Annotated in this window: 7 protein-coding genes; 1 reads left to right on the forward strand and 6 read right to left on the reverse strand. The window is 42.1% G+C overall.

Annotation, left to right across the window (positions count from 1 at the left end):
- Positions 1-153 precede the first annotated feature (153 nt).
- The 3 genes from QUB20_RS27655 to QUB20_RS27665 all read right to left on the reverse strand — a co-directional run bounded on the left by QUB20_RS27655 (position 154) and on the right by QUB20_RS27665 (position 2,061).
- Positions 154-579, reverse strand: a complete 426-nt coding sequence (locus QUB20_RS27655) for a KGK domain-containing protein (protein WP_333251226.1) — start codon at positions 577-579, stop codon at positions 154-156.
- Positions 580-800: 221 nt separating this feature from the next.
- The gene (gene ccsB, locus QUB20_RS27660; RefSeq protein WP_333251223.1) at positions 801-1,871 is read right to left on the reverse strand and encodes a c-type cytochrome biogenesis protein CcsB; all 1,071 of its coding nucleotides are present in this window, start codon (positions 1,869-1,871) and stop codon (positions 801-803) included.
- Positions 1,872-1,893: 22 nt separating this feature from the next.
- Entirely contained in the window at positions 1,894-2,061 is a 168-nt protein-coding gene (locus QUB20_RS27665) for a hypothetical protein (protein WP_333251220.1), read from the reverse strand.
- A gap of 479 nt (positions 2,062-2,540) precedes the next feature.
- Here QUB20_RS27665 and QUB20_RS27670 point away from each other — a divergent pair, with 479 nt between their 5' ends.
- Positions 2,541-3,449, forward strand: a complete 909-nt coding sequence (locus QUB20_RS27670; RefSeq protein ID WP_333251218.1) for an Rpn family recombination-promoting nuclease/putative transposase — start codon at positions 2,541-2,543, stop codon at positions 3,447-3,449.
- A 376-nt stretch (positions 3,450-3,825) separates the two neighbouring features.
- Here the strand turns inward: QUB20_RS27670 and QUB20_RS27675 are convergent, their stop codons facing one another.
- Genes QUB20_RS27675 through QUB20_RS27685 form a run of 3 tightly spaced genes read right to left on the reverse strand, consistent with a single transcriptional unit; the run spans position 3,826 to position 7,356 of the window.
- Entirely contained in the window at positions 3,826-6,141 is a 2,316-nt protein-coding gene (locus QUB20_RS27675; protein WP_333251215.1) for a dynamin family protein, read from the reverse strand.
- An 11-nt stretch (positions 6,142-6,152) separates the two neighbouring features.
- Positions 6,153-6,713, reverse strand: coding sequence for a hypothetical protein (locus QUB20_RS27680; RefSeq protein WP_333251213.1), 561 nt, complete (start codon positions 6,711-6,713; stop codon positions 6,153-6,155).
- 55 nt (positions 6,714-6,768) lie between these two features.
- Positions 6,769-7,356, reverse strand: coding sequence for a hypothetical protein (locus QUB20_RS27685; protein ID WP_333251211.1), 588 nt, complete (start codon positions 7,354-7,356; stop codon positions 6,769-6,771).
- Between the last annotated feature and the right edge of the window lie 35 nt (positions 7,357-7,391).

The following is a 7,391-nucleotide window of genomic DNA, read 5'->3' on the forward strand; positions in this document are numbered from 1 at the left end:
AAAAAGGACGGGCGGGACGCCCATCCCACAAACTTGTGGAAGTTATTTAATTCTCATTCCTTAGAAAACGAGCAGTGTCCGGGATTTAACGGATGGATTTTCAGCAAAGAAGGGGAACCATCCCCCTCTCCCAATCTCTCAATCTTTGCCTTCCTAGCTCCACATTCCTATACTTTGGGGGTCGCGGTCTGGATACCTAGAAATAGGAAAATGATTACTTATTTCTGTTGAGTCACATTGATTTAATGGCTCATCTATATCGGTTTTAGTTGAGCTATCTACCGCAGAGTTTTGCAGGGTGTCTGAGCTTTCGGCAGCGGCAGGAAGGGCTTTTTGTTCTTTGATTTCTGGTTCAAGCGGAATGAACTCCAGACGCATTCTAAGTTTTCCTTTAGTCCAGTCTTTTCCAGCACTTAATAGCTCGCAATCCAGGCCGTCTGAGAATAATTTTTCGTCTACCAATTTTGACTGCATGATTGCCATAAATTCGCTGACTTTGAATGTACATTGATACATCAAAGCGCTGGTAGGGGCAGACACCACATCGTCTTCTTGGGGAAATATTGGGGATTCGTCCATATTAATTGTCCTTATTTTAATGAAGGAAGTTCGGCAACGGATTATGTAACGGATGTAACGGATGTGAGGAAGACCGAAGTTATAAGAAGGAAGAGGAAGTTAATTATTAGAATCTCGCTGGTTGAGTAAGGTGGGAATTTCCCACCCTACAACCGGAGATGATATTAATCCCGATTCTTTGACTTATCCTGTTCTTCTGTGGCCCCTTGGTGGATTAGGAATTAGAAAAACCAACCGTAGGAATGTAAACCTTTGCCTAACAGATTAACGCCTAGATAGCAAATCCAAACTACCACAAAACCTGTGGCTGCTAAAATTGCTGGGCGTCTTCCCTGCCAGCCACGAGTAATGCGGGCGTGCAGGTAGGCAGCAAATACCAACCAAGTAATTAGCGCCCAAGTTTCTTTCGGGTCCCAACTCCAGTATGATCCCCAAGCTTCGTTAGCCCAAACCGCACCGGCAATAATGCCAACTGTCAGTAAGGGGAATCCTAAACCGATGATGCGATAGCTAATGTTATCAAGAGTTTCTGCTAGATTCAAGCGCTGGGGCGAGAGAGGTTCTGCGGTTTGAGTTGGGGCGGTTGATGCGGTTTGAACGGTTGCTAATTCAAGGACTGCGGTGGTGCCCAAACCGTTATTGTTGGAGTTGAAAGAGGGTTCGCTGAAAACTAATGCGCTGTCGGCGCTGGTTTCTGCAATTTGAGGTTCGGGGTTTTGATGGCGTTGGAGGCGATAGTTGCCGTTGCGGTTGCTGTTGGTGCCGAAGGAACTACCGGTGAGTTCGATTTTTTGGCCGCGGGTGACGATTAAAAAGGCGATCGCCAGCAGGGCTCCTACCATTAAAGTTGAGTAACTGAGCATCATGACGCTAACGTGCATCATCAGCCAGTTTGATTTGAGGGCGGGTACTAGGGGTTCTGCAGATTGCATGGTTGCCGGCAGAGTCAGGGCTGCAAAGGCGGATATTGCCATTGCTACGGGGGATGTGGCTACTCCTACTAAGCGGGAACGGCTCATGTTTTCCGCGACTAGGTGGATGGCGGTGATTCCCCAAACTAGGAAAAATAGGGATTCGTAGAGATTGCTTAAGGGGAAGTAGCCTGCTTCTATCCATCGAGAACCGAGTAAAGCGGCGATGGATAGGTTGGCGACGCCCATTCCTGCGGTTCCTAGGGCCGACAGGTAGGGAATGCCGGGGAATGCTGCGCCAACCCAGTAAATGAGCATTGTGGAGAACAAAACGGCAAAGGAGATGTTGTCCAGCCAGTTCTGGAGTACGACCAGATCCATAAAAATTACTCCGGTAGTGTTTTTACTTATTTTTGCTAACTAGATCGATCGTACTGGCGTTGGGCAGTTTTGGGTTTGGGATTTTGAATTTTTGTGGCAATTCTGAGTTTTTGGCGGTTGTTGAGGTACGGGCGGGCGATCGCGCGGACGCATCCAACAAGCTACTATTGACCCACCAGACGAGTGTCACCCTGTCAAGTCACACTTGTTGATTCTGGCTGAGGGCTTGAGGTTGGACGAGTTCCCAGTAAGGAAACACGGAATGCTGATGGGCGAAATTCGATCGCCGATTAACAAAATTAGGACTTAAGCAGAGGGGGCCAGAAACCGGGTTTTTTTAGGAAAATCCTTTGTTCGTACTCGAAGATTAAGTAAAAAACCCCGTTTCTTGGTCGGGAGTGCGTCTAGGACTGAAAATATAGGATGTTTTTTGATCTGGGGCTATCTGGAATCCTTTAGAATTGATTGAGCTGATTACCCATTTGCTGTTTTTGCAACCAGCAAAAAAACGGAAGCCCCCGACAATCGTTGTGGATACTCCCCAAATTTTAGACTAAAGCTCAACCTCCCAGATTTATCAAGGCGAGTCAAATCTAAAATCTAAAATCTAAAATCTAAAATCGACTGACGGTTCGAGCATTTGCATAGGTTAGAGGAGATGTTGGGTTAATGCGTCGAGATTCAATATTTTACAAGTTATTTCAAGAAGCTCCGACGCTGCTGTTTGAGCTATTGGAAGAGTCACCATCGAATGCGGAACAGTATCGATTTGACTCCGTTGCTGTGAAGGAACCGAAGTTTGAAATTGATGGGGTGTTTTTGCCACCGGATGCTGAGCCTGGAGTTGTATATTTCTGTGAGGTGCAGTTTCAGCGGGATGAATTGCTTTATGAGCGATTGTTTGGTGAGTCGTTTTTGTATTTTTATCGCAACCGTCAGCGATTTACAGATTGGGAAGCGGTGGTAATTTATCCGAGTCGATCGACTGAACAATCAGAAACGCATCCGTATAGAGCGCTCTTGAACTGCAATCAGGTGCATCGGGTATATTTGGATGAGTTGGGGGATATTGAACAGTTGCCGCTGGGGGTGGCGCTGATGGCTTTGACGACGATCGACGAAGCGAGTACGCCGGAAGTGGCGCGATTGTTGCTGGCGCGATCGCAGCGGGAGGAATCTGAGGCAGCGAGTCGCGCCATAATAGAGATGCTGACGACGATACTGGTGTACAAGTTTACAAATTTGAACCGAAGGGAGGCAGAGGCGATGTTAGGGATTACGCTTGAGGAAACTCGGTTTTATCGGGAAGCTAAGGAAGAAGGCATTGAACAAGGCATTGAACAAGGCATTGTCCAAGGCATTGTTCAAGGCCGCGAACAAGAAGGAAGAGCCTTGATTTTACGTCAGTTAAATCGCCGTCTGTTAAATCGGCGAGTTGGAACATTACCGGCATCTATCACGACTAGAATTGCTGATTTGTCGATCGAGCAAATTGAAACTCTAGCAGAGGAATTGTTAGATTTTCAGTCGATCGAGGATTTAGAGGTTTGGCTGGAGAATTTGCCGCAGGGAGATTGATACGAGGTTAGGAATTGCACTTGAGGGGGGCGATCGCGCCATTTACGCGCACAAACGCATCAAACGTACTCCCCCTCTACTTCCTGGGTTTTAGGTTTCTTTTGGTGCATCCGCCGTTGCTGAGAGGATGTTAAGGGTGCGATCGGGGATGATTCCGGCGATTTAGAAGCGGATTGATGATGGTGGAAGATGTTTTGGGCGATCGGACTCGCAGACTTATGTTAAATTAGACCTCTTGCAAAAAATAGCTAAGACGGGCTCTCCGGCCCATTCCACAAGAAAAGATGATTTTTGTGGAATGGGCCGGAGAGCCCGTCCTTATAATTTCATTAAAAGGACTTTTGCAAAAGGTCTATTTTCCTGTAGTTTCAGTCCCTCACAGTACCTCCGGCGAACGACTTCTTTTTAAAGCAATAGATAATTGCCTCAATCGTTCGCTAACTTCTAAATTCGATTCTTGTGACTTCAAGTTATCAGGTATTTCAGCAAACAGAAGTGGATTTCCCTGCAACCACTCATTGAGAGCAACGCCAGTCCAAGTACCTTCTTTGTCTCGGAAACTATCAACTAAACCCTTCAGTTCTTGAATACAGTATGACTCAAAACCAGCCGCACTGAAAATTGCATAAATTAAGTATTCTTCAAACGCACTAATATCATTTCCTATCTCAAAAACTACAGCTTCTTCTTGTGGCGATTTTATGTCATTAGAAAAATCTCCCACTATGTGCGCTGCTACACCAGCAATTTGTGTTGCTATTCCTGTAACTCCTAATACTTGTTGCCGAATCTCCGAATTAAATAGTAAATCTGAACCATATTTTACATATTTTTTGAGAACCCTAAATGCAGCTTCTTCCCCACTATAGTAGTTATCAATGATTTCAATATCTACCCCTAAACTTTTGATTATTTTATTTCGAGTATCACTATTAACTGGGCCGCGAATCAGCGCTTCAGCAACTGGACGTGCAAAGCGTAAAAATAATACGCTTAAGCTATTCTCTAGTTTTGCTAAAAAATATTCCTCTGAATTTTCAATGAGCCTGGGTTTTACTTGATTACTTTCCCATAATAAACTTGTCATATATTCAACTAATTTTAATGCTTCATCCTTAAGTTCTAAAGCAAGTTGATGAGCAATTGCAGAGAGAAGCTTACTAATATCACCGTACAAATCATCACGCCAAGCAAAATTGGCTTTCATGCGGTCAAACTCTGGATTGGAGTTAGCAAGAAAGATAGTATCTTTCTTTTTAAATGTTTCCTCCCTGAGTTTCTGCATTTCATTGTCAACGATTTGTAAATATCGTTCTCTAAATTTTTCTATTTGAGTGAATGACTTAGCATTAGAACTATCTAAGGATTTGTTTACAACCGAATATTCATAATATTTTTGTAAATCAGCTTTGATTGTTTCCCATTTTTGATTCCACCATTCGGTAAATAAAACCCGCCGATTATTTTCTTCAAATAGCTTGGCTTCTTCAGGATTTTCGGGATACTTTTTGCTGACTGTAATATAAATCTGTTCTGAATTGCTGAAAATTTTATTGATAGACGCTTCGCATCTTTTTTTTAAAATCGAGACACGCTCAGTGTTGATATAGTTAAATATTTTTTCCTTAATTTCTGGAATGCCAGTACCATTTTTATTCAGAGTTGCGTCATCGGTAATTCCAGTCAGTCTCTTCAACTGAGCTTCGATATTACTTGCATCCCCAATCTCTAACTTAGTCTGTTCTCCTGCTAAACCATTCAAAATTAGATAGGCTCCGGCTGAACCATATACAATGCGTTCAGGTGGAAGCTTTGCACGCTTTAACCAGTCTTGAGATGCTTCTTCAATATGTGTTTTAAGCGCCTCTGCACTACCTAATGAATCAATCCGACTTAAAAATACAAAAAGCTTATCAGCAACGGTGACGTTTTTATCGCCAAGTTCGGTAAACTTGATTATTTCTAGTTCCTTTTCTCGGAGGCTAGTAAACCGCTGTACCAATATCACCGCATCACAGTCAGAGAGCATTGCTTGTGCTTCATCAACGTGCTTTGCTAAACCTGAATCTAAACCGGGAACATCATAAAAAACAATCCCTTCAGCCTGAGCAAGCTTGTTAGTATAAAGTCTCGCCTCTAAAACAGCGTGAGCATACTTTTCATCTGCTACATACTTCTTGAGTGGTTCTCTAATATCTTCGAGTCTAGTAAAGGGAAAAGTCAGATTACCTTCTCTTCTTACCTGTTGTAAAGTTATTTCGTTTGCTCGTATAGTATTTAGGTCTTCTTTCGCCCCTACTTTCTCCAGTTCCTTGAGTAAGTTGATAAACTCTTCTTCAGTTCTCGCTTGTACTTCCAGCCTTTGTTCTGACTCGTTTTCAACTGAATAAATTTGTGTTGTTGTAAATGTGCATCTGCCTCCCTTTGCTGGAAGTAAATCGCATTCTAACCAAGCATTAATAAATGTGCTTTTTCCAGCTTTCTCTAACCCGACAACAGCGATGCGAAACTCACGCTTTCTAAGTCTTTCAAGTTGACGACGAGTTGGTTCTGCTTCTTGTAAAAGTACCTCTTTTAATCGAGCAGGAACTTCAGCTTGGGGTAAGTTGGCTAAATTTACCGCGTGTCGCTGCACATTTAGAGCGTCGCTAAGACGAGTTTCATAGTAAGAAGATGCTGTTTTCCAGTCCATTGATATATTCCTTACACGCGGTTAAAGTTTTCTAAGCCCGATACAGATAGATATTCCAGACAAGCTAATTGTCCCACCAAACCTTGTCCATTAGAAGGGAGATTTCTCTTCAAAATATATGGTACTTTCTTACCCATTAGTTCTTCTCCATCAGCAATGTTAATCCTGACGTAAAATTCTCTTTGTTCACTTACATCGGTAATATTTTCGTTAGTTAATTTTAGACGCTGCTGTATGGTATTCGCCTCTTCAGGACTTGTACATAGAAAATATGAAGCATTTTCTATTAGTGTTTCTATATCAGAAACATTAATTGTATGATTTTCTCTGATGTTTCCCACCACCGATGCAGGTACAACAAGACACAAAGCTACAGACACGGAAGACTTTTTTGGAGAAGGAGGTAGAGATGGTCTATTATTTGATGATTCTCCTTGTATTTGCTTCCTCTTTGGTTCTTGAGAATTTGGCCGCTCCCCAAATTTTGTAGCTGTAGCAACAACATCCTGGATAGCTGTAGCAAAAACATCCTGGATAACTTTAGCAGTATCCCTAAGTTTTTCAAAATCCATTTCTTTATCGCTCCAATAGCAAATTTGATTGGTGTTCCTTAATATTCATTTGAATTTAACCCTCCTGTTTTAAGATTATGTCCAAGCTCGAAAATTCTTCTGCTAGGTTTTGAGCTTTTTGTTTCATAGGTTCCCAAATGTTTCTTTGCTTTTCATAATCTAGGGTAATTTCTTGGTTTGCCTTATCGAGCCTTTCTTGATAACGATCAATAATATCACTCTGAATTTTGTCTACATTTTTTTTTAGACAATCAATTTGTTCTAGTAACCAGCGTGCAACTTGATTTACTCTTTCTGACTCTTCCCCTTTCGCCTGCTCTATCCAACCTGTAAGTAAATTTTCTATGCTAGGTAGTTCAGCATTATCACTCGAACGTGGTTGATACTCGGTTTCATAAATGGTTTTTTTACCTATCCACAATGTATACCAAGTTCGTTTTTGTTTTTCAACCTGTACTGCTTCTTTCCAAGTCCCTTTTGTAATAGCAAATCCTGCTTGAAACTGAAAATTAAATTTTAAATTACTCTCGACTTTAATCAGTTCTGATTCAGGAAATTTTATCGCTATGTCAGGTGCACGATCATTTGCTTTATTTTCAAAATAACAATACTCCGGACAGTTTTTAAGCAGCCAGAGTACCATAAGACAAGACTGAAGGAAGGTTAGGGTGATTTAAA

Source organism: Microcoleus sp. B4-C2 (assembly GCF_036705265.1).
In the GTDB taxonomy this organism is placed as follows: Bacteria; Cyanobacteriota; Cyanobacteriia; order Cyanobacteriales; family Microcoleaceae; genus Microcoleus.